The sequence below is a fragment of the Paenibacillus sp. FSL W8-1187 genome, from assembly GCF_037965485.1.
In the GTDB taxonomy this organism is placed as follows: domain Bacteria; phylum Bacillota; class Bacilli; order Paenibacillales; family Paenibacillaceae; genus Paenibacillus_O; species Paenibacillus_O pasadenensis.
The window spans coordinates 2,948,103-2,971,517 of record NZ_CP150181.1 but is presented as its reverse complement, the minus strand read 5'-3'; the positions used below and the strand labels follow the sequence as shown (position 1 = coordinate 2,971,517).

At 66.2% G+C, this 23,415-nt stretch carries 28 protein-coding genes; 25 read left to right on the top strand and 3 right to left on the bottom strand.

Features of this window, described 5'->3' with window-relative positions:
- The first annotated feature begins 129 nt into the window (after positions 1-129).
- The 21 genes from NYE40_RS12880 (at position 130) to NYE40_RS12780 (ending at position 17,288) form a co-directional block, all read left to right on the top strand.
- Positions 130-864 carry a metallophosphoesterase family protein gene (locus NYE40_RS12880; protein WP_052332912.1) on the top strand — a complete coding sequence of 245 codons (735 nt, stop codon included), beginning with the start codon at positions 130-132 and terminating at the stop codon, positions 862-864.
- Positions 865-1,026: 162 nt separating this feature from the next.
- Positions 1,027-1,605: a conjugal transfer protein TraR gene (locus tag NYE40_RS12875; protein ID WP_052332911.1), complete on the top strand. Its 579-nt coding sequence runs from the start codon at positions 1,027-1,029 to the stop codon at positions 1,603-1,605.
- A 186-nt stretch (positions 1,606-1,791) separates the two neighbouring features.
- Positions 1,792-2,709, top strand: a complete 918-nt coding sequence (locus NYE40_RS12870) for a hypothetical protein (RefSeq protein ID WP_043110841.1) — start codon at positions 1,792-1,794, stop codon at positions 2,707-2,709.
- Between the two features lie 176 nt (positions 2,710-2,885).
- Positions 2,886-3,866, top strand: coding sequence for a serine hydrolase (locus NYE40_RS12865; protein WP_052332910.1), 981 nt, complete (start codon positions 2,886-2,888; stop codon positions 3,864-3,866).
- Between the two features lie 80 nt (positions 3,867-3,946).
- Positions 3,947-4,273: a hypothetical protein gene (locus NYE40_RS12860; protein ID WP_028597315.1), complete on the top strand. Its 327-nt coding sequence runs from the start codon at positions 3,947-3,949 to the stop codon at positions 4,271-4,273.
- 140 nt (positions 4,274-4,413) lie between these two features.
- Positions 4,414-4,803: a hypothetical protein gene (locus NYE40_RS12855; RefSeq protein ID WP_028597314.1), complete on the top strand. Its 390-nt coding sequence runs from the start codon at positions 4,414-4,416 to the stop codon at positions 4,801-4,803.
- Between the two features lie 91 nt (positions 4,804-4,894).
- Complete coding sequence (locus tag NYE40_RS12850) at positions 4,895-5,326, top strand: organic hydroperoxide resistance protein (RefSeq protein WP_028597313.1); 432 nt, start codon at positions 4,895-4,897, stop codon at positions 5,324-5,326.
- A gap of 137 nt (positions 5,327-5,463) precedes the next feature.
- Positions 5,464-6,243: a GNAT family N-acetyltransferase gene (locus NYE40_RS12845; protein WP_101809178.1), complete on the top strand. Its 780-nt coding sequence runs from the start codon at positions 5,464-5,466 to the stop codon at positions 6,241-6,243.
- Between the two features lie 76 nt (positions 6,244-6,319).
- Positions 6,320-6,538: a cold-inducible protein YdjO-related protein gene (locus tag NYE40_RS12840; RefSeq protein ID WP_028597311.1), complete on the top strand. Its 219-nt coding sequence runs from the start codon at positions 6,320-6,322 to the stop codon at positions 6,536-6,538.
- Between the two features lie 160 nt (positions 6,539-6,698).
- Positions 6,699-7,088, top strand: a complete 390-nt coding sequence (locus tag NYE40_RS12835) for a metal-sensitive transcriptional regulator (RefSeq protein WP_101809176.1) — start codon at positions 6,699-6,701, stop codon at positions 7,086-7,088.
- An 85-nt stretch (positions 7,089-7,173) separates the two neighbouring features.
- Positions 7,174-7,641: an SACOL1771 family peroxiredoxin gene (locus NYE40_RS12830; protein WP_153783697.1), complete on the top strand. Its 468-nt coding sequence runs from the start codon at positions 7,174-7,176 to the stop codon at positions 7,639-7,641.
- The gene (locus NYE40_RS12825; RefSeq protein ID WP_228551519.1) at positions 7,638-9,686 is read left to right on the top strand and encodes a penicillin-binding transpeptidase domain-containing protein; all 2,049 of its coding nucleotides are present in this window, start codon (positions 7,638-7,640) and stop codon (positions 9,684-9,686) included. Before NYE40_RS12830 ends, NYE40_RS12825 begins: the two co-directional genes overlap by 4 nt.
- Positions 9,686-9,991 (top strand): HNH endonuclease, encoded by a 306-nt coding sequence (locus NYE40_RS12820; protein ID WP_101809175.1) that lies wholly within the window; start codon positions 9,686-9,688, stop codon positions 9,989-9,991. The genes NYE40_RS12825 and NYE40_RS12820 overlap by 1 nt, the downstream gene beginning before the upstream one ends.
- 171 nt (positions 9,992-10,162) lie before the next feature.
- A complete protein-coding gene (locus NYE40_RS12815; protein WP_028597308.1) occupies positions 10,163-10,384 on the top strand; it encodes a hypothetical protein in 222 nt (73 codons plus the stop codon).
- A gap of 21 nt (positions 10,385-10,405) precedes the next feature.
- Positions 10,406-11,044 (top strand): hypothetical protein, encoded by a 639-nt coding sequence (locus NYE40_RS12810; RefSeq protein ID WP_101809174.1) that lies wholly within the window; start codon positions 10,406-10,408, stop codon positions 11,042-11,044.
- Positions 11,041-12,243: a glutathionylspermidine synthase family protein gene (locus NYE40_RS12805; RefSeq protein ID WP_101809173.1), complete on the top strand. Its 1,203-nt coding sequence runs from the start codon at positions 11,041-11,043 to the stop codon at positions 12,241-12,243. Before NYE40_RS12810 ends, NYE40_RS12805 begins: the two co-directional genes overlap by 4 nt.
- Complete coding sequence (locus NYE40_RS12800) at positions 12,240-12,932, top strand: hypothetical protein (protein ID WP_028597305.1); 693 nt, start codon at positions 12,240-12,242, stop codon at positions 12,930-12,932. The genes NYE40_RS12805 and NYE40_RS12800 overlap by 4 nt, the downstream gene beginning before the upstream one ends.
- Complete coding sequence (locus NYE40_RS12795; RefSeq protein WP_153784738.1) at positions 12,926-13,315, top strand: DUF350 domain-containing protein; 390 nt, start codon at positions 12,926-12,928, stop codon at positions 13,313-13,315. The genes NYE40_RS12800 and NYE40_RS12795 overlap by 7 nt, the downstream gene beginning before the upstream one ends.
- 114 nt (positions 13,316-13,429) lie before the next feature.
- Positions 13,430-15,319 (top strand): LTA synthase family protein, encoded by a 1,890-nt coding sequence (locus NYE40_RS12790; RefSeq protein WP_153783696.1) that lies wholly within the window; start codon positions 13,430-13,432, stop codon positions 15,317-15,319.
- A gap of 13 nt (positions 15,320-15,332) precedes the next feature.
- Positions 15,333-16,415, top strand: coding sequence for a lactonase family protein (locus NYE40_RS12785; protein WP_339278532.1), 1,083 nt, complete (start codon positions 15,333-15,335; stop codon positions 16,413-16,415).
- An 81-nt stretch (positions 16,416-16,496) separates the two neighbouring features.
- Entirely contained in the window at positions 16,497-17,288 is a 792-nt protein-coding gene (locus tag NYE40_RS12780) for an SDR family NAD(P)-dependent oxidoreductase (protein WP_339278531.1), read from the top strand.
- Between the two features lie 109 nt (positions 17,289-17,397).
- Here the strand turns inward: NYE40_RS12780 and NYE40_RS12775 are convergent, their stop codons facing one another.
- Both NYE40_RS12775 and NYE40_RS12770 read right to left on the bottom strand, forming a co-directional pair.
- A complete protein-coding gene (locus NYE40_RS12775; RefSeq protein WP_339278530.1) occupies positions 17,398-17,868 on the bottom strand; it encodes a GNAT family N-acetyltransferase in 471 nt (156 codons plus the stop codon).
- A 22-nt stretch (positions 17,869-17,890) separates the two neighbouring features.
- Positions 17,891-18,481: a CGNR zinc finger domain-containing protein gene (locus NYE40_RS12770; RefSeq protein ID WP_339278529.1), complete on the bottom strand. Its 591-nt coding sequence runs from the start codon at positions 18,479-18,481 to the stop codon at positions 17,891-17,893.
- 170 nt (positions 18,482-18,651) lie between these two features.
- On the opposite strand from NYE40_RS12770, the gene NYE40_RS12765 reads away from it, so the two are divergent.
- Positions 18,652-19,167, top strand: a complete 516-nt coding sequence (locus NYE40_RS12765) for a DinB family protein (RefSeq protein WP_339278528.1) — start codon at positions 18,652-18,654, stop codon at positions 19,165-19,167.
- 103 nt (positions 19,168-19,270) lie between these two features.
- Here NYE40_RS12765 and NYE40_RS12760 read toward each other — a convergent pair whose 3' ends face one another.
- Positions 19,271-20,527: a crosslink repair DNA glycosylase YcaQ family protein gene (locus NYE40_RS12760; RefSeq protein ID WP_339278527.1), complete on the bottom strand. Its 1,257-nt coding sequence runs from the start codon at positions 20,525-20,527 to the stop codon at positions 19,271-19,273.
- Positions 20,528-20,853: 326 nt separating this feature from the next.
- Between NYE40_RS12760 and NYE40_RS12755 the strand changes: the two genes are divergently transcribed.
- Genes NYE40_RS12755 through NYE40_RS12745 form a run of 3 tightly spaced genes read left to right on the top strand, consistent with a single transcriptional unit; the run spans position 20,854 to position 23,377 of the window.
- Positions 20,854-21,633, top strand: coding sequence for an ABC transporter ATP-binding protein (locus NYE40_RS12755; RefSeq protein ID WP_228551516.1), 780 nt, complete (start codon positions 20,854-20,856; stop codon positions 21,631-21,633).
- Positions 21,630-22,442 carry an ABC transporter permease subunit gene (locus tag NYE40_RS12750; protein WP_101809164.1) on the top strand — a complete coding sequence of 271 codons (813 nt, stop codon included), beginning with the start codon at positions 21,630-21,632 and terminating at the stop codon, positions 22,440-22,442. Before NYE40_RS12755 ends, NYE40_RS12750 begins: the two co-directional genes overlap by 4 nt.
- A complete protein-coding gene (locus NYE40_RS12745) occupies positions 22,439-23,377 on the top strand; it encodes an ABC transporter permease subunit (protein ID WP_101809163.1) in 939 nt (312 codons plus the stop codon). The genes NYE40_RS12750 and NYE40_RS12745 overlap by 4 nt, the downstream gene beginning before the upstream one ends.
- The last annotated feature ends 38 nt before the right edge of the window (positions 23,378-23,415 follow it).

The following is a 23,415-nucleotide window of genomic DNA, read 5'->3' as shown; positions in this document are numbered from 1 at the left end:
CCTTTCTGATAAGACGCTGGTGTAAGAAGCTGGTGGACTGGCATCGACTCGTATTCTAGCAATGATCGCAGGCGTTCGCAATGGAAACGGCTCTATCGAGAGATCGAGAGCGAAAAAGGAGAGAGGGCGATGGGCATGAAAAGGACGATCGCGATCAGCGATATCCACGGCTGTCCGGATGCGCTTCGCCGGCTGCTCGACAAGGTCGGCTACGCCCCTGCGGCCGATCGGCTGCTGCTCCTCGGCGATTATGTCGGGCGCGGACCCGACAGCAAGGGGGCGCTGGACGCCCTGATCCGGCTGAAGGCCGAGGGCGGGGCGAGCGTCGTGCTGCTCAAGGGCAACCACGACCATCGGTTTCTGGAGCTGATGAAGACCGGCCACCCGGGACTGGCGCGGAGCTTCCTCGAGCATGGAGGCAAGGCGGCTCTGTCGAGCTACGGGGGCTGGCCGGAGGATCGGAGCTGGCCGCAGGGCGAGCTGGAGGAAGCGCTGCGCCTCATCCGGCGGCGCCATCCCGAGCATGTGCGGCTGCTGCAGGGCATGGAGCTGTTCGCCGAGGACGAGCGGTTCATCTACGCGCACGCGGGCCTCGATCCCGTCTGGGGCAAGCGGTGGAAAAAGCAGCCCGCGCCGATGTTCTACACGATCCGCGAGCCGTTCCTGCGCCATCCGGTGGCCGCCGGCAAGACGGTCGTGTTCGGCCACACGCAGACGCGCAAGCTGCAGGACGGCTCCGGCGTCTGGAACGCCGGCGACAAGATCGGCATCGACGGCGGCTGCGCCTACGGGCATCAGCTGAACGCGCTGCTGATCGATCCGAGCGGAAGCTGGGAGGAAGCCAGCGTGCCGGCGAAGCCTTGATGCGATCCGCCCCGTCTTTGCCGCCTCGCGGCCAGGACGGGTTTTTTTTTCGTGGCTGCCCAGCCCGCTCTCGGCTTCGATCCGGCGGCCAGGCTGCTTCATCGGCTCGCTTCCGAGGGTATAGGTATTCAATCCCGCACGAACGCAGAGGAGGAAGCCGATATGAACCATTTGAAGCCATCGCAGATCGAACAGCTGAAAGCCGCTCTCTTGGAGGAGAAGGCCGAGCTGGAAGCGCATTTTGAGCTGAACGCGGCCCATACGGAGGACGGCGGGCCGGCGACGATGCAGGAAGCCGACGGGGAGCTGTCGAGCTACGACAATCATCCCGCGGATGCGGCGACGACGACGTTCGAGCGCGAGCGCGACATGGCGCTGGACGAGAAGCTGGGCAAGAAGCTCGCTCAGGTGAACCGCGCGCTCAGCCAGATGGAGGACGGCACGTACGGCCTCGACGCCGAGTCCGGAGAGCCGATCCCGTTCGAGCGGCTCGAAGCGATTCCGTCGACTCGGCATACGGTGCAGAACGTGCCGGATCGCGCTCCGGCGCCGGAGCGGCCGGTCGAGGAGCAGGTCATGACGCTGCCTCCGAAGGGCGCCGGCGAAGGCCGGCAGTCCCATGCCGGCCGGTTCGACGACGCGGGAGCGTGGCAGGCGGTCGAGGATTACGGCAACGCCTCCCGGACGGTCGATCCGCAGGCCGAGGCCGAGGCGGCGAACGAAATGGAGAAGCTGCGCTGAACGGCGAGGGAGGCAGAACCGGAAGCTCCGGTTCTGTCTCCTTTTTGCATCGGGTCGAATCGCCTTCGCCGCGCGGGACGGCGGTTATTCGATGAGAATCCTTAGAGCCGGATGAGAGAAGCTTAACGCTGCTCCCGGCTCTTTTCCGCTACACTGGGACGACGACTGGACAGGAGGAATGACATCATGATCACCAAACGCTGCCTCTTCTGCGACTCGCCCGTGCCCGTGAAGGCCGGCGCCGGGACGCTGGAGCGCTTCATCGGCTGCGACTGCGCGCCGGCGGCGGACTACGGCATCGCGGCGGAGCACTACGAGGCGCTCGGAGCGCTTTCCTATCCGCGCCAGCGCGAGCTGTTTCCGCTGGCTTCCGCTTACATCCGCGAGATGACCGGCCTCGGCCGGGACATCGTCGTCACGGCCGAGGAAGTGGAGGCGCTGCCGGCCTCGCCTCATGTGCCGCTGACGGTGGAGGCCAAGAGCGCCAAGCTGCTTGCCTATCTGCGCCGCCAGTGCGCCGGGCCGGGCGAGCCCGTCATCGTGCACCGGCTCGCGCGCAGCTACAACCTTACGTATTCGCAAAACTTGCAGGAGATGGTCTACGTCATCGAGAAGCTGCGGGACGAAGAGCTGCTCGAGCGGACCGGCTCGGTCTTCTCGCTGACGGCCAAAGGCTGGGAGCAGGCCGGGCTGGCGGCCGACGGCGGCATGCAGAAAATCTGCGTCGTCGCCGGCAGCGGCGATCCCGAGGCCGACGCCGAATGGACGGGCCATGTGCTGCCGCTGCTGCAGCAATGCGGCTATACGCCGCGGATGCTCGGCCGCGAAGGCGATGCCGAGGCCGAGCGGCCGCTCGAGCTGCTGGCGCGGGCCGATCTTGTCCTCGCCGAGCTGTCCGGCGACGCGGCATCGGCCAGCCTCGCCGGCGGCTACGCGCTTGGTGCGGGCATCCCGCTGCTCTGGACGTCCCGCCAAGGGGCCGCTGCGCCTCCGGCATGGGCCGGCGCGGCGCCGCTCCGCTGGCAGGACCCCTCGGAGCTGAGCGCGCTGCTGCTGCAGCGGCTGCGCTCCGAGGCGGCGCTGGCGGCCGCTGCGGGAGCTTGACGCCAGGACGCTGCGCTCGGCGCCGCTCCTTCGCTTGCCGGCGCGTCCGGCCAGGGCCGCGCCGATTTTTCCGCGGGACAAGCGCTTCGTTTCGGGGTAAGGTGGAACAAGGATAAGGCCGCCAGCGGAGCGGCATGCTATCCGGACGATCCGCCAACTTCGGGAGGGAATGCGGCATGCAGACGACGGCAGGGACGAAGGAGGAGCTGCGGCTCGGGAAAGACGCGCTGGGGATGCTGGAGAAATGGAGCATCCAGGGCGTGCATGTGGAGCAGGCCGGGCGCGAGCGGCTGCACTGGAGCGCGACGGGCGAGGATCGTCCGTCCGCCGTGCTGTCGTGCACGAAGAGCGTGCTGTCCGCGCTGATCGGCATCGCGATCGGACAAGGGCTGATCGGCGGCGCAGACGATCCGATCTGCGCTTATTTGGACGAGTCGGATCCGCGTCTGGCCGAGGCGCTCCGGGACGATCCGCGCAAGCGCGGCATTACGATCGCGCAGCTGCTCACGATGACGAGCGGCCTCGACTGGCCGGATTTCGACAAGCCCTATCGGGAGCTGAAGCGCTCGGACGCTCCCGCCGCCTTCGTGCTCGGCCGGCCGCTCGCGCATGAGCCGGGAGCCGTCTTCGCCTACAATACGGGCGGCTCGCAGCTGCTCGCGATCGCGCTGGAGCGGGCGAGCGGCATGAGCGCGGCCAAGTTCGCGAGGAAGCATCTGTTCGGACCGCTCGGCATCGGTCCGGTCCGCTGGAGCCGCCTCGCCGGCGGGCAGGAAGGCGGCGCCGGGCTGTCGATCTCGATGCGGGACCTTGCGAAGCTCGGCAGGCTGTACGTGCAGGGCGGCCGCTGGGAGAGGACGCAGGTCGTGCCGGCGGAATGGGTGGAGGCATCGGCGAAGCCGCGCCACAAAGCCTTGCTTCATTACGAGCCGCAGGTGTACGGCTGCTACGGGTATCACTGGTGGGTGTCGCCGCAGGACAAGCAGCCGGGACCGGATTATTTCTTCGCGTTCGGCTATGGCGGGCAATACCTGTTTGTCGTGCCGCAGCTCGAGGCCGTCGCGGTCGTCCGCAAGAGCCTGGAAGGCCGCAACGAGGCGATCCGCTCGCGCCGTCTGTTCGAGACGCAGCTGCTGCCCGCGCTGCGGCAGGGATAGAGGGCGGCGGAATGGGGAATGGCTAACGGCAAGCCTGTCCGGCAGGGCAGGAAAGACCAAGGGCAGGAGGCTGGAACCCCATGAACCCGAACGAACAGCAGCCGCAAGGCGATACGAGCTTGAGCTTGACGTACGAGCAGTTCCAGGAGCAGCAGCGGCAGCGCCGCGAGCAGGAAATGATCGAGGGCCGGATGGCGCTGCAGCGGGCCGGAGCGGACAGCAGCTCCGAAAAGGTGCGCGGCCTCGTCAATACGATGCAGGAGCTCGTGCAGGAGCTGAGCATGACCGAAAATCAAATCCAGGTGCAGGCGGACGCCCAGCTCCGTCAGCTGCGCAAGCTCAAGGAGCGCGCAAGCTCGATCGAGGCGGAGGTCCGCGCCTCGCTTGGCGGCTCGGCGCCTCACTGACTCGTTTATCCGAAGCCCCGTTGTCTCGAAGCCGCCGTGCCGGCTCCGGACAGCGGGGCTTTTGCATTTCGCAGGGCGGGATGGAGCGGCCGAACGCTTCTGTGCTATGCTGGATGGAACCGAAAGGAGGCCTGGCTTTCATGAATGCCGATTTCTTGCCGGTGCGCGACCTCGAGGGCCATCTGCTCTTGTCCGTCAAAAAGCCGGATTTCGGGCTTACCGTGTCGACCCGCGAGCTTGTCTACCACAAGCCGCATGTCAATTATTATCTCAAGCTGGACGATATGGTCAGCCTCATGCCGTTCGAGCTTCGCCAGACCAAGGAGATGAAAGCGGGACACAGCCGCGGCGGCACCGCCGAATACGCGGTCAGCGGAGCGGGCGCGTCGGCGTACCGCATCCATGTCAGCGCGGCCGTCATGCATAACCGCAGCGGCCGCTTCCAGATGGGAGCGATGCAGTTCATCCTGCCGATACCGCCGCGCATGCTGCAGCTGATCGGCGTCCACAGCGGGATGAGCCGGCTGTAGCGGCGGGATTCCTCCGGACGGTCGCGGTTGGACTTGCCCGCATTCGGGTAAGAGAGACAGACGACAGCAACCCGAAAGCGAGGAGATCCAAATGGAAGCATTGTACACGACGGAAGTACGCGCAAAAGGCGGCCGCGGAGGCAAGGTGAGCTCGACCGACGGCGTGCTGGAGCTGCCGCTCGCGATTCCGAAAGGTCTCGGCGGTCCCGGCGGAGAGGCGACGAATCCGGAGCAGCTGTTCGCCGCCGGTTATGCGGCTTGCTTCGAGGGCGCGCTGCAGCTCGCTGCCCGCCAGGGAGGCATCGACGCCAAGGAAGCGATCGTGACGGCTCAGGTGTCGATCTTCAAGGACGAGCCGAGCTTCAAGCTCGGCGCCAAGCTGCAGATCTACGTGCCGAATGCCGATCCCGCCCGAGTCCGCGAGCTGGCGGAGCAGGCGCATCGGTTCTGCCCTTACTCCAAGGCGACGCGCGGCAACATCGACGTGGAGCTGGAAGTGCTGCAAGCCGCGCCGTCCCTTTGACCCGCAGCCTGCCCATCGAACGGTCAAGAGCCTTCCGCCTTCGGGCGGAGGGTTCTTTTTGGCCTTGTATTGAATAAAAATAAATTAAATAGTATATTCATGCTTATTGAAGCCAAGGCGACCGGGAGGAAAACGAAGTGAGAGCATATTACGAAATCGAGGAAGCGGCGCTGAACAGCTGGCCGGCGCTGCAGACGAGCAGCTGCGGAGGCTGGCTCGTCAAATCGAACCGAGGCTATACGAAGCGTTCGAACTCCGTCCAGCCGCTTGCCCATCTCGCAGGCGGCCAGGAGCTGCTGGACGCGAAGATCCGCCGCTGCGAGGCCATCTACCGGCAGACCGGCCAGCCGGCGATATTCAAGATCACGCCGTTCGCCGAGCCAGCGGAGCTCGACGCGGAGCTGGCGCGGCGCGGCTACCGCATCGCCGATCCGTCGATCGTCATGACGGCGGACATCGGCGAGCTGGAGCCGGAGTCGGCCGGCGCGGACGCGCTCGTCTCCGGCCATCCGACGGCCGCCTGGCTGCGGCTCATGCAGGAGTGGGGAGGCTGCGGGGAGGAGGCGCTGCGGCTGACGGAAATGATGTTCGAGGCGTCGACGCTGCCTTGCCAGTTCGCGCTACTGCATGCCGAGGGACGTCCCGTATCGCTCGGACTGGCCGTCCTCGACGGCCGGCTGCTCGGCTTCTACGACATTATGACGGCGCCGGAGTGCCGGGGCAGAGGCTACGGCCGGAGGCTGCTCCGCCATCTGCTGCATTGGGGCCGGGAGCAAGGCGCCGAGCAGGCGTACCTGCAGGTCGTCAGCGGCAACAAAGCCGCCGAAAGGCTGTACGCCGGACTCGGCTTCCGCGAGGCGTACCCCTATTGGTACCGAGTGCAGCAAGGCGAGCCTGTCAAGTCTTTACTTGGCTGAATCGAGGGTGATATAGTAGTCAGGCTGTCTTTTTCGCGGACAGGACTGAACCGACATCAGAAAGGACTGCTTCCCCTTGAGTACAACCGAAGAAACGAAGCCCGAGCTTATCCCGACGAAGATCTGGAAATGCCGCAACGCCGACTGCAAGGCGTGGGTGCGCGACGAGTTCGCCGCCGAATCCCAGCTCTGCCCGATGTGCAAAGGACCGATGCTGCGCAGCATCCGGCATCTGCCCGCCGTCGTGAACAAGATCAAGCGCCAGCCGAAGCCGAAAAACGAATACGGCCTCTGACCGATCGCGGGTCCCGTCCGGGACTCGCCTAGGCCGCTACCGCCGCTCCGCCGCCGCAGGCCGGAGCGGTTTTTGCTGCTTGCGGCGGCATGCCTTCGGCCTGGCGGTATGCTACAATAGAAGGCAGACCATAATCCGTTTCGACAAGGAGGGCGCTGGAGTGGACACCCGACCGAAGAGCACGCAGGAGCAGGCGCCCGAGCAGGCGCCAGAGCGGCATCCGGAGCATCCGGACCAGCCGGAGCATGGAGCCGGCTGCGGCTGCCCGGACCATCGCAAGAGCCATCATTCCGAAAAGACGAAAACCAGCCTCGTCAGCCGGCTGAACCGCATCGAGGGACAAGTGCGCGGCATCAAGGGCATGATCGAGAAGGATACGTACTGCGACGACGTGCTCAATCAGCTCAGCTCGATCCAATCGGCGCTGAACGGCGTCGGCAAGCTGCTGCTGGAGCATCACATGAAGTCCTGCGTCGCGGAGCGGCTGCAGGAGGGCGACAGCGCGGTCATCGACGAGCTGATGGTGACGATGAACAAGCTGATCCGCTGAACGTCCGGCTGGCTGGAGCGAACTTTTTCCGGCCTTCGCTCGTCTACAGCAGCAGGAAGGCATATCCAATAAAAGGAGCACGGAAATGGAACACAAGTTTGAGCTGGAGGCGGCATGGGCGGGCGGCCGAGACGGGTCGGGCACGATCGCGAGCGGCGCGCTGCAGACGGCGGTCTCCATCCCGGCCGGCATGGACGGGCCCGGCGTCGGCACGAATCCCGACGAGCTGCTGCTCGGCGCGGCGGCGTCCTGCTACGTCATCTCGCTGGCGGCGATGCTCGAGCGGTCCGGCATCGCAGCGGCGCGGCTGTCGCTGCGCTCGACGGCCTTCGTCGATACCGATGACGCCGGCCAGCCGACGTACCGCTCGATCGAGCATCGGCCGCTCATCGAGCTGGAGGCGGGAGCGGACGAGGCGGCGGCGGATCGCGCCCGCCGCATCGCCCTCAAGGCGGAGCTGTCGTGCATGATCACGCGCGCACTCGCCGGCAACGTGCGTGTGGAGGCGCGGCCTGAGGTGCGGCTGCTTGCGGACGGAGGTGGCGGCGCGTGAAAAAGCCGGGCACGCATCCGAAGGGCAACGGCAAGCCGCCGGAAATCATCGGCCGCGACGAGGAGAAGGATTATGTGGTGCGGCGGCAGTTCATGTTCCGCCTCAACCTGTTCTTTTTCGCGGCGTTCGTCATGTTCGGCATCCTCATCGTGCGGCTGGCGGTGCTGCAGTTCATCGACGGGCCGGAGCTGAAGCTGCTGCGCGAGGATCAAGGCACGCGCGACGTCTCGATTCCGCCGTTCCGCGGCAACATCCTCGACTCCGACAAGAAGCCGATCGCCTACTCGACGTCGACGCAGACGCTCACCTACACGCTGCAGGCGGAGAGGAACAAGCAGATCGCGATCGACATGAGCGTCAAGCTGTCCGAGGTGTTCAAGAAGTACAACGACGACCCCGACGCGCAGATGACGCCGGAGGAGATCCAGAAGAACATGGACCTGGACTTCCGTACGAACACGATCTCCGTGCCGCGGCGCATCCGCTCCGACCTGTCCAACCGCGAGATCGCCTACATCACGGAGAACAAGGAGCAGTTCGTCGGCGTCGACATCGTCGAGGAGAGCGTCCGCAACTACAGCGAGGACCGCGTCGCCGCCCAGCTGGTCGGCTACCTCAAGAAATACAAGTCGGCCGGCGACCTGACGAAGTACAAGGAGATCAAGGAGAAGAACGATCCCGCCAACAAGTACCTGCAGGAGGAGACGGTCGGCTTCGACGGCCTCGAGTACATGTACCAGGAGCAGCTGCGCGGCATCAACGGGCTCAAGACGTATCCCGTCGACCGCACGAACAAGGTGACGGGAGCTCCCGTCGTGCAGCCGCCGCAGCGCGGCAACGACCTCGTCCTCAGCATCAACCGCAAGGTGCAGCTGACGGCGCAGCAGGCGATCACCGACCAGCTCGACGTGCTGAAGCATGCGACGAGCAAGCCGCTCAACGCCGGCAACAACGCGCGCATGGGCTTCGCCGTGGCGATGGAGGTCGACACCGGCAAGGTCGTGGCGATGGCGAGCATGCCCGACTACGATACGAACATCTGGAAAGGCGGATCGGCTCCGCCGGACAAGTATGAGCCGATCAAGAACTTCATTACGAACGGCACGATCCGCACCGTTTTCCCGAACTACCAGGATCCCAAGGAGCAGGCGAAACATACGCCGTCGCTCGTGTATCTCGGCTCCACGCAAAAGCCGCTGTCGATCCTGATCGGGCTCAACGAGAAGCTGTTCACGGCACGCGAGAGCTACCATGATGTCGGTCGTTATGTTTTCGGCAGCAAAGGGAATGAAGTGACGATCAACAACGCCAGCAGCAAGCCGAATGGATACATCAACGCTAGTGAAGCCATCGCTAAATCTTCCAACGCCTTCATGTCCGCCATGGTCGGCGAGCGGCTGCTCAACAAGTACGGAGGCCGCAAGGCGGTCGAGGTATGGGACGACTATATGAAGCAGTTCGGTCTCGGCGTGCTGACCGGCAGCGGCCTGCCGTACGAGCAGCCCGGCGTCGAGGACTACTTCCACGAGGCGGAGACGGCGAGCAACCAGTCCGCGCTCGTCCGCGCCTCGTTCGGCCAGATGGGCAAGTACACGACGCTGCAGCTCGCGCAGTACGCCTCGATGCTGGCCAACAAGGGCAAGCGGATGAAGCCGCTGTTCGTCAGCGAAATCCTCGATCCGAAGGGCGAGGTCATCGAGAAGGTGCAGCCGGAGGTGTTGAACAAGGTCAGCTTCCCGGACGCCTACTGGAACACGATCTACTCCGGCATGAGCAAGGTTTCCGTCCAGGGCTTCGAGGGCGTCTCCTACTCGTTCCTGCGGAAGACGGGCACGTCGCAGCAGCAGGTCGCGCGTGGCAAGCAAGTCGAGAACTCCGTGTTCATCGCCTTCGCGCCGGCCGACAAGCCGAAGCTGGCGATCGCCATCGTCATCCCCGAGGGCGGCTACGGCGGCTACGGAGCCGCTCCGGTCGCGCGCAAGATCTTCGACGCGTATGACGAGGCGGTCGGACTGTACGGCACGCCCAAGGGCAGCAAGGACTGATGGAGCAGCGCCGCTCCGAGCTGCGCTGCGAGCTGTGCGGCCGCGTCGTGCCGGCATTGACCGAGCATCATCTGACGCCGCGCGAGCAGGGCGGAGCGCTGCTGGACAAGGCGCGGCTCTGCCCGGCCTGCCATCGCCAGATCCACGCCCTGTATACGAATCGCGACCTCGTGCAGCTCGGCCTCACGAGCGTCGCGGCGCTGCGGGCCGATCCGGCGATCTCCGCTTATGTCCGCTACATCCGCAAGCAGCCGCCCGGCGCGCTGCCGGCGCTGCGCAAGTCCGCGCGGGTCCGGCGCCGCTGAGACGGACGCGCCGGGACCTCCCTGGCGCTCACGGCTCTGCCCGTCCGACGGGCAGAGCCTTTTTTGCTTGCGGCAATTTTTTTCTTTAAAAGTAAACCTTTTTGCTTTAACCTGCGTATATACGTGGTGGCTTGGCTGGAATGCATATGAAATGGAAAAGGTGATGGGAAATTGGAAGGGTCGATGAAGGTCGTGCTGTACCAGAAGCTGCCCGGCGGCAGTCTTCGCAAGATCGACGAGCGCAGCTGGTCGGCCGAAATGCTCGCCGCGCTGCATCATATCAACTATTTGACCGTCGGCGGAGAAGAGTTCGAGACGGTCGAAGGCAGGCTCAACGTCGATGAAGGCGTGATGGAGCTGCTGCTGATCTCGATCCCGAGCGGCTCCCGCTAGAGCCGGAGAAAGGAGACATCCATGAGCGAATCTACAAAACGCAACGACCCCTCGTCCGCGCCGAGGCAGCCGAAGGTGATGGCGACGACGCTCGGCCTCGTCCTGCTCGCCGGAAGCGCGGGCACGGCCGTCTCGGCCGCGGCTCCGACGGCCAGTCCGGCTGCGGGCGGCGGCTCGCCGAAGCTCGTCGAGTGGTCGAGCGACGAAGTGAAGGCCTATTACGATCCCGCGCAGGATTGGAACCTGCCGGAGCTGCAGCCGGAGGAAGAAGACGCTTCGGGCGAGGCAGGCAGCGGCGCAGGCGGCTCGTCCGGCGGCGGAGGCGGCACGACGGTCATCCATACCGGAGGCGGCTTCGGCTGGGACGACATGCTGCTGTACCATCTGATCTTCAACCGCGGAGGCGGCTACTCCTCGAGCGGCTGGGGCGCTTCGCGTCCGGCGTATCATCCTTCGACCGGCCAGCTGTACAAGCGGCCGACGTATGACAGCACGCGATTCCAGAACAAGCCGACGGTCGGCTCGTCCGTCCGCCCGAAGACTTCGTCGGGCAGCGGCACGATTACGCGCCGCTCGACCTCCTCGTCGAAAGGGAGCATCGGCGGCAACTCAAGCGGGTATTCCTCCAGCTCAAGCAAGTCAAGCGGATTTTCCGGATGACGGCGCCTGCGCTGGAAGCGGTCCGCCGCGAGCGGCTCGACCGAGCCGAAGCCACGGCGCGCTTGGCGGAGCTCGGCTTCGGCTGGGCCGATCTCGAAGAGGAGGAATATTGGCTCGATGAAGTCGTCGCCATGGATGCGGACGTCTACGAGCGGCTGGAACGGGCGGCCTCGTCGCTGTGGGCGATTTTCGACCGCACGGTCCGCTATATGCACGGACGCCGCGAGCTGTACGCGCTGACCGGCATTCCGCCGATCCTCTGGAACATGCTGGACGGCCTGGAGCTGCCTCCGCCAGGACAGATCAGCCGGTACGCGCGCTTCGACTTCGCCGTGAGCCTGGACGGCGGCATCAAGCTGCTGGAGCTCAACGCGGATACGCCGACCGGATACGCCGAAGCGGCAGCCGCTACTCCATGGCTCTGCCGGCAGGCCGGCCTGCGCTCGCCCAACGAGGCGATGGCGGAGCGGCTGGCGGCGGCCTGGGGCGCGGAGCGCCCGGACGCCGTCGCCTGCGCCGCCTACGGCTCCCATGCGGAGGATACCGGCACGGTCGATCTGCTCGCCCGGCATAGCGGGCTCGAGCTGCGCAAGCTCGATCTGCTCGACCTGTCGGTCGACGACGGCGTCGTGCTGGACGGGGACGGAGCGCCGATCCGGCGCCTGTTCGCCCTTTACCCGAAGGAGTGGATGGCGCTCGACGACGGAGGAGAAGCGCTCGCTTATGCGATCGAGACCGGCCGGCTGACGCTGTTCAATGCCCCTCATGCGATCCTGCTGCAATCCAAAGGACTGCAGGCGCTCGTCTGGGGACTGTATGAGCTCGGCATGCTGTACACCGATCCGGAACGCGAGGCGATCGAGAGCTATTTGCTGCCGACGTACACGAAGCCGCTGTTCGACGGCAGCTACGTCTCGAAGTCGATGTTCGGCCGCGAGGGCGGCTCGGTCAAGCTGTACGGCGAAGGCGGCGGGCTGGAGCTCGAGGACAAGGACGGCTTCGATACGAGCGTCTTTTTCCCGACTGTGTACCAGCGCCGCGCCGATCTGCCGGAGCTTGAGCTTGGCGGCTCCAGCTACCGCGTGCTGACGGGGCTGTTCATGCTCGGAGGCGAGCCGTGCGGCCTGCTTGGACGCGCCGGCGGCCTGATCACCGGCAATACGAGCCATTTTGTACCGATAGGAGTGAAAGCGAAATGAACGTTCCCCATAACCGGGCGGGAGCCGTCCGGCGCGCGCGCGGCCGCATCGCCGGCGCGCTCGGCGCGGCGCTGCTCGCGCTGGCGCTGGCGGGCTGCTCGACCGGCTCGAGCAGCGTCTTCGACACGAGCGGAGGCAGCTCCTCCGGGGCGTCTGCAGCCGGCCAAAGCGCCGCCGCCGACACATCGGTCGTCCCTTGGGACTACCGGGTGGCGGAAGCCGAGGTCGGCGATCTGATCGGCGGAGACATGACGATCCTGCCGGATAATCAGCTGATGGCCAACGACAGCCAGTACGCGACCGGAGACAAGATCTTCACGCTGCAGTACATGACGGCCAACCTCAAGGAGAACAGCGAAGGCAAGGCGTCCGTCAGCCTGTCGGCATGGACGCCGATCAAGTCCTACCGCGCGAAGGCCGAAGCGGACGCCGATCTGGAGCGGCTCAAGCTGCGGCTCAAGACGAAGGTCGATCTGGTCGGCGTGTACAAGACCGAGCTGGACGGCAAGAGCCGGCAGTTCGCGGTGCTCGAGCTGCCTTCCGGCCAGGTCGTCAAGCAGCCGATCGACGAGGACCGCTACGCGTCGCTGAAGTCCGCCAAGCAGGCGGACGTCATTCTGGAAGAAATCCACGACTTCAGCGAGTATGATCTCGCATACAGCAAATTCAGGGGGTGGGCCGCATCATAGTCGTCAATCTGCTCGTCAGCATCGTCGTCATCATCGTTCTTCAGCTCGTCGGAATGCTCATCTTCAGCTGGATCACGCCCTACAAGGACCTCGAGGAGCTGAAGCGGGGGAACGTCGCCGCCGGACTCGCGATGGGCGGCAAGTTCCTCGGCACGGCGATCCTGCTCGGCGTCGCTTCCTACACGAACCATTCGATCTGGTACTTGATGCTCTGGTTCGCGGTCGGCTACGTCTGCCTCGTGCTCGCCTATCTCGTCTTCGAGCTGGCGACGCCGAGCTTCAAGGTGTCGGAGGAGCTCCAGAAAGGCAACGTGGCGGTCGGCATCCTGCTCGCCGCCGTTTATATCGGAACCGGCTTCGCGGTCAGCAGCCTCATCATCTGACGCGCTCCTTCCGTCAAGGGCCCGGCCCGCATTCCTCGCGAATGCGGGCTTCTTGCGCGTTGTGCTATACTGATTAAGATTTTGCAAAGCCGCTAGAGAAAGAAGGAATTCACGATGAAACGTCCCTTGTCCTTCGGGCAAAGGCAGGAAGGCAGGAGCCTGTTCGGCGGGCTGTACCTGCTGCTGCTGCTGAAGCTGCAATGGATGCGCATGGAGCTGTTCGGCGGCATCGAGCCGCTCGCGCTCGCGGCGGACGCGCTGTCGCTGCTGGCGCTGCTCGGCCTGCTCGAGCTGGCGACGCCGAGAAGGGGCAAAGGTCCGGCCTATTGGGCATTCAATCTGGTCTTCTCCGGGCTGCTGTTCGCGGTGACGCTTTATTTCAAAAACTTCGGCACGGTCGCGACGTACACGGCGCTCGGCAATCTGGGCCAGGTGCTGGGCGTGCGGGAGAGCGTAGAGGGCACGATCCGGCCGCTGGACTATGTCTACTTCGCCGATCTGGCCGTCATCGCGGCCGTATGGGCGCTGCGCCGCAGGAGAGGCAGCGCACCGCGAGGCAGGCGCAGCCTGTTCAAGCCGCTGGCGGCGGCGCTGTGCCTTGCCGGAGCGGCAGGCTCGCTGTGGTTCGTCCGCGAGGCGGAGGCGACCAAGAGCGAGCTGGCCCAGGCGGAGAGCGTCGGGCTGTTCAACTATCAGATCGTGAGCGCGCTCAAGTCCTACGAGGAGGAGAAGGAGATCGCCTCCGGCAACATCGCCGAGACGATCGAAGCGGCCAAGGCGCTGCAGGCCTCCTACCCGTATGGAGGCGCCGGCGGCAACGCCGGGGCAACGCCGCAAGCCTTCGGCGCGATGCGGGACATGAACCTGATCGTCGTCCAGCTGGAGGCGCTGCAGAACTTTCCGATCCGGCTGAAGCTCGGGGAGCAGGAAGTGACGCCGGTGCTGAACCGGCTGGCGGACGAGGGGTGGTACGCTCCGCATTTCTTCCAGCAGATCGGCCAGGGCAATACGTCCGACGCCGAATTCATCGCCAATACGTCGATCTATCCGACCGGCACGATCGCGATGAGCACGGGCTACGGCAACCGGAAGCTGCCGAGCCTGCCGAGGCTGCTGCAGGAGCGGGGCTACCGCGCGTATACGTTCCACATCAACAACGTCGGCTTTTGGGACCGCAATAAGCTGTATCCGGCGCTCGGCTTCGACAAGTATTACGACAAGCCCTATTTCCATAACGATCATTTCAACAGCTTCGGCGCTTCCGACGAGGAGCTGTACCGGACGGCGGTCGACGAGCTGGCGAAGACGGCGGCGCAAGGCGGCAAGTTCTACGCGCATCTGATCACGACGTCCAACCATTCTCCGTTCCGCATTCCGGAGGACAAGCAGACGCTGACGCTGCCGGACGGGCTGCGGGGGACGGTCGTCGGCGACTACCTGCAGTCGGTGCATTATACGGACTGGGCGGTCGGCCGCCTGATCGACGGGCTGAAGGAGAAGGGGCTGTGGGACCGGACGGCGCTCGTGCTGTACGGGGATCATTTCGGCCTGCAGCCGCAGGACGCGGACCCGGAGCTGATTCGCAAGCAGCTTGGCATCGACTACGACAAGCGGGTCAGCCGCCTCAACATTCCGCTCGTCATCCGCTATCCGGGCCAGCAGCCGCGGACGATCGAACGCACCGGCGGCCAGATGGACCTGCTGCCGACGATCGCCAATCTGCTCGGCATCCGTCCGGAGGATGGAGGCGTGCTGCCGTTCGGCCGCGATCTGCTCAATACGGAGCGGAACGTGATCGGCATGAGGTACTATTTGCCGACGGGCTCGTTCCTGAATGACGACATCCTGTTCGTGCCGGGCAAAGGCTTCGAGGACGGAGAAGCGATCCGGCTCGATACGCTGCAGCCGGTGGCGGACTTCTCCGCGTACCGGGACGACTACGAGTACATGCTCAAGCTGATGGCGCTGTCCGACCAATACGTGAAGCTGCTGCCGAAACGATGACCGATAAGGAGAGATGAAGCTCATGAACGAAAAAAAGACGTATCTGTTCGTCGGCTCGTACGCCAAGCCGGAAGGGCCTGGCGTCTATCTGTATCGCTGGAACGAGGAGGAGCTGGCGCTGGAGCCGCCGCTCGCGGAGGCGGACGGCCTCCGCAATCCGACGTTCCTGAACGTCGACCCGGAAGGCGGCAAGCTGTACGCCATATCCGAGGGCGTGAACGAGGCGGGAGGCAAGAGCGGCACCGCCGTCTCCTATCGGTTCGACGCGGGAGAGGGGACGCTTGAGCGCATCGGCGAAGCGCCGACGACCGACGGACCGACCTGCCATATCGAGCGCAGCCCCGACGGCCGGCGGCTGATCGTCGTCAGCTATCACGGCGGCATGGCGGGCCTGATGGAGCTGGAGGAGGACGGAACGATCGGACGCCGCCTCGATCAGCCGCAGCATGAGGGCAGCAGCGTCGACCCGGAGCGCCAGGACCGCCCGCATCCGCACTCGACCCGCTTCAGCCCGGACGGCCGCTGGGCGTTCGTGCAGGATCTCGGCCTTGATCTCATCCGCACGTACCGGCTCGAGGACGATCGGATGGTTCCGGTCCGGGACAACCGGATTCATCCCGGAGCCGGTCCGCGCCATCTGGCCTTCCATCCGGAGGGCCGCTTCGCTTATGTCATCAACGAAGTCGATTCGACCGTCAGCGTGCTCGGCTACGAGCCGGAGACCGGCGAGCTCGCGGAGCTCGGCCATGTGCCGACGCTTCCGGACGGCTGGCAAGGGGACAATACCTGCGCCGAAGTCGCCGTCTCCGCGGACGGGCGGTTCGTCTACGGCTCCAACCGCGGCCATGACAGCCTTGTCGTGTTTGCCGCCCGCAACGGCGGCCGCATGCTGGAGCCGATCCAGCATATTTCCGTCGAGGGCCGGCATCCGCGCCATTTCGCGCTGCTCCCGGGCGGACGGTGGCTGCTGGCGGCCAACAAGGATACGGACGGCATCTCGATCTTCTCCGTCGATGCCGAGAGCGGCAAGCTGGCCTATACCGGCAAGAAGCATGCCGTTTCGCAGCCGGTCTGCATTCAGCCGTTTCAAGCTTGACGCCGCGCGATTAAGTATCCTTTATAAGCATCGGGGCCATGCTGGTTCCGGTGGGGATACTTTTTCGAAAGGGTGATTGCCATGCATGCAGACAAGCTTCTCGAAGGAAAGGTCGCCATCGTCACCGGCGGCGGCTCCGGCATCGGCCGGGCGTCCGCGCTGGATCTGGCGCGCCGCGGCGCGAAGGTCGGCTTCCTCGACCGGACGCCGGAGGAGGCGGAGAAGGTCAAGGCGGAAATCGAGCGCGAGGGCGGGGAAGCCTGGGTCGCGGCGACGGATGTCAGCGACGCCAAGGCGGTCGAGCAGGGCATCAACGAGATCGTCGAGCGCTTCGGCCGGCTCGATATCGTCTTCGCCAATGCCGGCATCAACGGCGTCTGGACGACGCTGGAGGACATGGAGGTCGAGGACTGGGACCAGACGCTCGGCATCAACCTGCGCGGCACCTTTCTCACGCTCAAATATGCCGTTCCGCATCTCAAGAAGCAGGCCGGCGGCAGCATCATCATCACGAGCTCGATCAACGGCAACCGGATCTTCAACAACACGGGCGCGACCGCGTACAGCGCGTCCAAGGCCGGCCAAGTCGCGCTCATGAAGATGGCCGCGCTGGAGCTGGCTCCGCATCGGATCCGCGTCAACGCCGTCTGTCCGGGCGCGATCGAGACGAACATCGACGACAACACGGAACGGACGGAGGAAGCCGAGCAGGCCAAGATTCCGGTCGAATATCCGGAGGGCTCTCATCCGCTGGCGGGCAAGCCCGGCAAGGCGGCCCAAGTCGCCGATCTCGTCACCTACCTAGCCTCCGATCTGGCCTCGCATGTGACGGGCACCGACATCTACATCGACGGAGCGGAATCGCTGCTGTAGCCGCCGCGCGCATCGACAACAAGCCGCCCCGCCATTCCACGGAATGGAGGGGCGGCTTGTTTGGTTAGGCGGTCCTCGCGGGGGGATTCGTCGTCAGCCGCTGCAGCGTTCAGCCGGCGTCCGGCTCGCGGCGGAAACGGGCGATCCAGAGGCCGGGGGCCGGCTCGAAGCGTCCGTCGGGCCGGAAGCCGGAGGACAGATAAAGAGCGACGGCCGGGACGTTGGCTTCGCCCGTCGAGACGTGGATCGTCGCTCCGGCGTGCCGCGCGAGCGCCTCCTGCAGCAGGAAGCGGCCGATGCCGCGCCGGAAAAAGTCCGGATGCACGACGAGGCGCGATATCGTCCGGCTGCCGTCCTGCTCGGCCTCGACGGCGATGGCGCCGGCCAATCGGCCGTCGAGCGCGCAGCCGTAAAATTCGGCCGGACATTCGAGCAGCTCCTCATGGCTCTCGTCGATGCCGGGGATGGCGTCGAAGCCGATCCGTTTGGCTTCCTCGCGGTACGCCTTGGTCTGCAGCTCTCGCAGCTCCTGCGAGGCGGCCGGATCGGTCACGTCGATCACATGCAGGGACAAATTCATGTTTATTCAATCTCCCATATTGTCAATTTTTCGGCTGCTGGCGCGCCCGCTCGCGAAAGCGGCGCACCTTGAGCAGATTGCCGCAGGCTTTGTCGTCGCAGTAGCGCTTCGAGCGGTTTTTCGTCTCGTCGTAATAGATCCACTTGCAGTCCGGATTGTCGCATACGCGCAGCCTCTCCGCTCCGCCGGCCGCGAGCATGTCGGCGTATGCCGCCGCCACGCGGCAGCGGACCGCCTGCCAGTCCGAAGCGAGCGGGCGGCGCTCCAGGCGGAAGCCGACCTCCCCGAGCGGCCGCTCGCTCGCTTCGAGCTCCAGCTCCAAGTGGAAAGGAGCTGCGCGCAGCGCCGCCTGGAGCGGCTCCAGCGCGGACGCTGCCAGCGGCAGCGACTCCCGACGGGCGTCTACGATCGCGAGGGTCAGGCGGCGCAGCTCGTCCCGCAGCCGCCGCAGCTCGGACAGCTCGGCCGGGGAAGGCTCGGGCGCCTGCGCATCGTCCGAACCGTGCTTGGCCCAGAATCGTTTCCTCCAAGCAGCGTGCTCGAGACGGTCCTCGCTCGCTCCGCTGCCTCTCCAGTCATGCCATAGGCTGTTCAAAAAATCTTCCCAGATCATGCGACTTCCTTTCCTGCTGCCAGTAGTAACGATCTAAAATGAAAAAGAAGGTTACAAATAGGTCGATTCCGGGTATAGTAAGAGCAGCAAAAGGTAACGAGTCAACCTCCATTTCATCGTTACCGTCTTCTTCGCCATTATAGCGTCGCCAAGGAAGGGAGACAAGAACCATGAGCTCGAACCGGGAAAAGACGAAGCTGTTGGAAAAAGCCTGGGAGTTTGCTTACAGCAAGGAGGACTGGTCGCCGCCGCTGCAGACGGCGCTCGAAGGCGTGACGGAGGAGCAGGCGGATTGGCGTCCGCAAGGAGCCGCGGCCAACACGATCCGCGAGACGGTCCATCACCTGATTTTCTATAAGGAGGCTTTCCTGCGGGCTTGGCGCGGAGAGAGCGACACGGCCGCGGACGGCGTGACCAACACGGACACGTTCCATGCGGCGGGGATCGGCGCGGAGGAGGCGTCATGGGAGGAAACGCGGCGCAGGCTGGGGCAGGCGCATGCGGCCATCGGGGCGATCGTCCGCGAGTGGGAGGAGGACAGCCTGTACGAGAAGCGGATCGGCAAGGGCTCGGAGGCAGGGACCTGGGTGAACAGCCTGGCGGTCCACGATGCCTACCATGCGGGACAGATCATCCTCGTGCGCAAGCTGCAGGGCTCATGGGCGCCGACGCGTTCGTTCAGTTAGGGAGATACGCAAAAAAGAGCACGAAAAGAGGCGAGGCCGGAGTTTCCGGCTTCGCCTCTTTTGGCATGGAACGAGGAAGCGCGCGACAAGAGGGGGGATCAGCTTAAGCCCGGGCGCGGCGCGGCCGCGAGTTGGCGAGCCGCTCCAGGCGCGGCTCGGCGGAGGCGGCCTGCTCGGAAACGGCGAGCCGATCGCAGCCCAGGTAGGCGCGGAAGTCCGAGAAGGCGAGCGCCAGGCTGCGCTGGCTGTCGCGCGTCGGCCGCCTGCCGGGCTCCGGCCACCAGCCGAGCACAGCCCGTTCGCCGCCCGGCATGCGGCCCGGCTCCATGCGGGCGACGAACGCCTCGCCCTGGAGCACCGGGAGCGTGTAATAGCCGAACTGCCGGATCGCGGCCGGCTTGTACACCTCCCAAATATAGGCGAAGTCGAACAGCTCGCGGATGAGGCGGCGGTCCCAAAGCACGTTGTCCAGAGGCGCGAGGAAGGAGGTGCGCGCCGGCTGCGAGGACCAGCGCTCGGCGGAGCCTGAATCGAGCCAGCGCTCCAGATCGTCCGTCCGCGCATAGTGGGGAGCGCTCAGTCCTTCCGTCTCCACCTCCACGAGCCGCCCTTGCTCCGCCAGCTCGCGGAAGATGCGCGTACGCTCGGCGGCCTTGAGGAAAGAGGTGCCGACCCAGGCGTCCGACATGCGCGGCGAGAGCAGGCCGACGCCTCCGACCCGCCTCAGCACCCGCCAGCGCGCGTAATCCTCGTCGGCGGGATGCGGGTCCGGGGCGTCCAGCAGCTCCTCGGGAAGAAGCTTCTCGGCCAGCTGGTAGACGCGCTGGTTGCGCTGCTTGCGGTCGATGACGAGCTCTCCCCATAAATACATGCTCTCCATCGTCGCCTTGGCCTGGCGGGCCGGAGACCAGGCCCAGTCGAGCTTGACGCCGCTCTCCAGCTCGCGCGAGAGCAGCGGTCCGCGAGCCTCCAGCGCCTCGCGCACGACGGGCACGAAAGCCGCGACCTCGGGAATGGAGCCGTAGCGGCTGCGGGCCCGCTCGCGCGTTCTCCGGAACGCCGGCCAGTCGGCTGTCGGATAGATGCTCATCACCTTGTCCATGCCGTCGACCAGCAGCCGGTCCGCGTACAGCAGCTCGTCGAGCTGCGACGGCTCGAAGCGCTCCAGGCGGGCTTGCAGCACGAGCTCGGCATTGCGGCCGGCCGGATCGAGCGGATCGAACTGGATGCAGCCTGCCTGCCGGATGTAGTCCATGATGCCGGCCTTGCCGGCGTAGCGCCGCTCCGGTCCGAGGCCATGATAATCGAGCAGGAAGCGGCGGGCCTCCGTACGGGACAGCTTGAGCTTGCGATGGGCCATGCGGTCGACTCCTCCTCGAACGAATGTTCTATTCGTCCAGTATAGCGGATCCAGCGGGGCAAGGGAAGGGAGACGGCTCGGCGGCGAGCCGGAACGCGCCGAATCCGGCAAGGCGAGCGAGCGCTCGACACGGAGCCTTCGCACGGCGCTTCCGTCGCGGCCAGGCTGCCGGCCCCGCGGAACGTTTCCTTCCATCCGTTGTCGACCGTTCAGACACTGTGTCAAAAGCGAATCGGCCGTTCTGTCTAATGAAAACCGGACCGCTCCCGCTTACGATGGAACCATTCCGGCGAAAGCTTCACGGAAACGGAAGGGGGATGGGAGCTTTGGCGCAAAATGCTGCCCAGCAAGAAATCGTCGTCGACCGGGTCGGCATGGATTACGGCGGAGGCTCCGAGCCGGCGATCCGCGAGATCAGCCTCGGCATCCGCAAAGGCGAGTTCGTGAGCCTGCTCGGACCGTCCGGCTGCGGCAAGACGACGCTGCTGCGGATGATGGCGGATCTGCTGGAGCCGACGAGCGGCGGCGTCGGCATCGCCGGCGGGACGCCGCGGCAGGCGCGGCTGACCCGCAAGTTCGGCATCGTCTTCCAGACGCCGGCGCTGTATGAGTGGAGGACGGTGAGAGGGAATGTCGAGCTGCCGCTGGAGCTGGCCGGCATGCCGCGGGCGCGCCGCCGCGAGCGTGCCGAGGAGCTGCTGGAGCTGGTCGGGCTGGGAGCGTTCGCGGGCAAGCGTCCGCGCCAGCTGAGCGGCGGCATGCAGCAGCGCGTCTCGATCGCCCGGGCGCTGGCCGCGGATCCGCAAATTCTGCTCATGGACGAACCGTTCTCGGCGCTTGACGAGTTCACGCGCGAGCGGCTCGGCGAGGAGCTGCTCGGCCTGTGGAGCCGCACCGGCTGCACGGTCGTGTTCGTCACGCACAGCATCGCCGAGGCGGCGTTCCTGAGCGACCGGGTGTTCGTGCTGTCGGCGCGGCCGGGCCGCCTGTCCGCCGAGGTGGAGGTCGGCTTGCCGCGCCCGCGCGTCGGCTCGCTGCGCGCCGAGCCGGAGTTCCACCGGCTCACGTCGTCGATCCGTCAGCTGTTCGAGGAGGCGGAGCCGTGAGGGCGGGAGCGGCCGGAGGATGGAAGGACCTCGCGTTATGGGGAGCGGCGGCGCTGCTGCTGTGGGAGCTCGGCTCGTGGCTGCTGCTGGAGCGGCTGCAGGTGCCGCTCGCCCAGTCCAAGCTGCCCTATCCGCATCGGATCGCGGAGGCGCTGGCGAGAGACGGCGGCAAGCTGCTCGCCGAAGCGGCGGCGACGCTGGGCAGCGCCGCGAAAGGCTTTCTGGCGGGGGCGCTGGCCGGAGCGGCGCTCGCCCTGCTCATGGGAGCGTCGCGCACGGCCGAGCGGATCGCCGCTCCTTATGCGGTAGCGTCGCAGATGATCCCGATCCTCGGGCTGGCGCCGATCGTGTACGGCATCTTTCGGGATGAGGGCACGGCCCGGCTGCTGATCGCCGCCTACATCGCCTTTTTCCCGGTCGCGCTGCAAATGCTGCGCGGGCTGAAGTCGATCCGTCCCGAGGACCGCGAGCTGCAGCGCGTGCTGGCGGCCGGGCGCTGGTTCGCCTTTCGGACGCTGCTGCTGCCCGCCTCGCTGCCGGGGCTGTTCACGGGGCTGAAGACGGCGGCGCCGCTCGCCGTGACCGGCGCGATCCTCGTCGAGCTGATGGGCGCGCGGCATGGAATCGGCGTGCTCATGCTGCGGTATCTGTATTACGGTCCGTCGCATGCGTATCTGTTCTGGTGCACGGTGCTGCTCTCGGCCGCGCTCGGCCTGCTCGCCTACGGAGCGGTCGCGCTGCTGGAGCGGCTGCTGCTTCCGTGGCAGCGCAGCGGCCCGGCCGCCGCCGGAAAGGGGGCGGGCGCATGACGCCTGGAGCGGATATCGAGCCGAAGAGCGCGACCCGCAGCGGAGCGAGCGTGTCCGCGGCTGCGGCGGCGCTGGAGGCCGCGATCCCGGAGGCGCCGACGCCGTCCCGCCAGGCCCGGCCGCGAGCGAAAAGGCGGCTCGGCAGCCGGAGCGCCGCTTCCCGCCTGCCGGAGCTGCTGCTGCCGCTGGCGGCCGGGCTGGCCGTCCTCGCGCTGTGGCAGGCCGAGCTGTTCCACGCGCTGCTCGGCCTGCGCACGTACCAGCTGCCGCTGCCGTCGGCGATCGCGGCGGCGGCAGCCGCGAACGCGGAGCTGCTGCTCCGCTCCGCCGGCGTCACGCTGGCGGAAGCCTGGCTCGGGCTCGCCGCAGGCTCGCTGCTCGGCTGGCTGGCCGCAGCGGCGGCCGTCCTGCGGCCCGCGCTCGGCCGCGGCGCGCTGCTGCTCGCCGCCGCGCTCAGCGCGGTGCCGATCGTCGCGCTCGCGCCGCTGTTCAGCCTGTGGCTCGGCGACGGCATCGCCTCGCGGGCCGGCGTCGCCGCGGTCGCGAGCCTGGCGCCGATGGCGCTCGGCAGCTGGCGCGGGCTGACGTCGCCGAGCCCGGCGGAGCTTGACCTGATGCGCTCGCTCGGCGCTTCCAAGGCGGCGGAATTCCGCAAGCTGCGGCTGCCGTCGAGCCTGCCCTACACGCTGACCGCGCTCAAGATCAACGCGGCGGCGAGCTTGATCGCCGCGATCGTGAGCGAGTTCTTTTTCGCCTCACGGGGACTCGGCTACCTGCTGTCCAACTCGGTCAAGATCGCCCGCATGCCGCTCGGCTGGGCGTGCATCGCCGTCGCGGCGGCGGCCGGCATCGCCTCGTACGGGCTGCTGCAGCTGGCGGAGCGGCGGCTGCTGCACGGGCGGCCGGACGGCGCCGATTCCAAGCAAGCGCGCTAGCGACAGAGAGAACGGCCGTCCGCAGCCGGCAGCGGGCG